Genomic DNA, 1775 nt, shown 5'->3' with positions numbered 1-1775 from the left:
GCTGAAGCTGTCGAAGAACTCGATCAGGTGCCCGGCGCCCCACAGGCGGTCGTTGATGAAGGTCGGGGGCACCGACGAACTGGTGCCCTTGCTTCCCTTCGACTCGCACTGCACGTACCGGCCGGCGGAGTCGACCGCGACGACCACCCCGTCGGTGTCCGCCGAGGCGACGGGGGTGCGGACCGCGATCACCGCGTGGTACTTCGAGGCGTCCGCGCCCAGGCAGGAGGCCAGGATCCCGGCGACAGCCCCGGCGTCCATCGGGGTCGTCGCCGTGTCCGTCACGGTGAAAGCGGCCGCCGGGCGGGGGGAAGCCGGCGCCGACGAGGGAGCCGTGCTGACCGCCGCTCCCTGTTGCGGTACCGGTGCCTGCTGCGGCCCCGGTGAGCGCAGCACGGACGGGAGGGCCAGGCACAGGACCGCTGCCGTGCAGGCCGCCGCGGCCAGGGCGTGCCGACGGTGGCGGCGCCGGTCGGCGCGCCGGCGGATCTCCGCGGCGGGCAGGGTGGGTGCGGACATCTGCGTGCCGAGCAGCCGCAGCCGGTCGCCGACGGGGTCGTGGACGGGGTCAGACACGGAGCTTTCCTTCCTCTCTGGTCGGGTTCCGGTCGGTGAGTTCGGCCGCGAGCGCGGCCCGGCCGCGGGCGAGACGGCTCTTGACGGCGCTGACGCCGGCGCCGGTCTCGGCGGCGACCTGCTCCACGGAGAGGTCGCACATATGGTGCAGGACCAGGGCCGTCCGCTGCGCCTCGGGCAACTCGCGGAGCGCGGCCACCACCATCAGGTGCTCATCGGTGGGCGGCTCGACGGGTGGGTCCTCGCGGTGGTGGCGTCCGGCCAGCTGCAGGCCCCGGGTCAGACGCCGCCAGCGGGAGAGGGCCAGCCGCCGGGCGGTGGTCCGGATCCAGGCCTCCGGGGCGCTGTCCAGGTCGAAGGTGCGTCTCCGGTCCCACGCGCGGACGAAGGCTTCCTGGACCACGTCCTGCGCTTCGGACCAGTTGCCGGTGAGCGCGTAGAGCTGCCCGGTCAGGCGGGAGAAGGACGCTGTGTAGAACGCGTCGAACTCCTGTGGCGTCATCAAGGGTCTCTTTCTCCTCCGGGGCCCGTCCTGAGCGGAGCGTCCCGCCTTGTACGCACGACCGACGTCCCGGGGTTGCACGCACGGCCTATGACCTGGATCACCTGTGCGGGACGCGACCTGCCGGGCGCCGGGAGGCGTTGAGGGGTGCCGGCGTCAACCGGACGCCCGCAGGAAAGGACATGGCTTCATGCGCATCCGCCCGATCATGCTCATCACCGCCACCGCGGCCACCGCCGCCATCGCGGCCGCGGGGGGAATGGCCACCGCCGCCACCGGCACCCCCACGTCCGCCCCCACGGTCCACGCCGAGCCCACCGCCGCCACCCCCACGGCCGCCACCGCGCCCAGCACGCCCGCCGCAGCTGTTTCCTCGGCGCCGGCTTCCCCCCGCCCCGCGGCCGCTTTCACCGTGACCGACACGGCGACGACCCCGATCGACGCCGGGGCTGTCGCCGGGATCCTGGCCTCCTGCCTGGGCGCGGACGCCTCTAAGTACCACGCGGTGATCGCGGTCCGCACCCCCGTCGCCTCGGCGGACACCGACGGCGTGGTCGTCGCCGTCGACTCCGCCGGCCAGTACGTGCAGTGCGAGTCGAAGGGCGACAAGGGCACCAGTTCGTCGGTGCCCCCGACCTTCATCAACGACCGCCTGTGGGGCGCCGGGCACCTGATCGAGTTCTTCGACAGCTTCAGC

General features: G+C 73.5%; 1 protein-coding gene and 2 pseudogenes. 1 reads left to right on the top strand and 2 read right to left on the bottom strand.

All coding sequences use genetic code 11. The features are described 5' to 3' along the window. Positions 1 to 576 (bottom strand): annotated as a pseudogene (locus AB0N76_RS39765) (hypothetical protein); the annotation flags it as partial. Further along, positions 569 to 1078 (bottom strand): SigE family RNA polymerase sigma factor, encoded by a 510-nt coding sequence (locus AB0N76_RS39760; RefSeq protein ID WP_363565737.1) that lies wholly within the window; start codon positions 1076 to 1078, stop codon positions 569 to 571. The gene AB0N76_RS39760 and the pseudogene AB0N76_RS39765, both read right to left, overlap by 8 nt. 190 nt (positions 1079 to 1268) lie before the next feature. Here AB0N76_RS39760 and AB0N76_RS39755 point away from each other — a divergent pair. Then, positions 1269 to 1775 (top strand): annotated as a pseudogene (locus tag AB0N76_RS39755) (hypothetical protein); the annotation flags it as partial.

This window comes from Kitasatospora sp. NPDC093806 (assembly GCF_040683335.1).
Lineage (GTDB): Bacteria > Actinomycetota > Actinomycetes > Streptomycetales > Streptomycetaceae > Kitasatospora.
The sequence above is the reverse complement of the archived record's forward strand: the minus strand, read 5'-3'. Positions and strand labels throughout refer to the sequence as shown.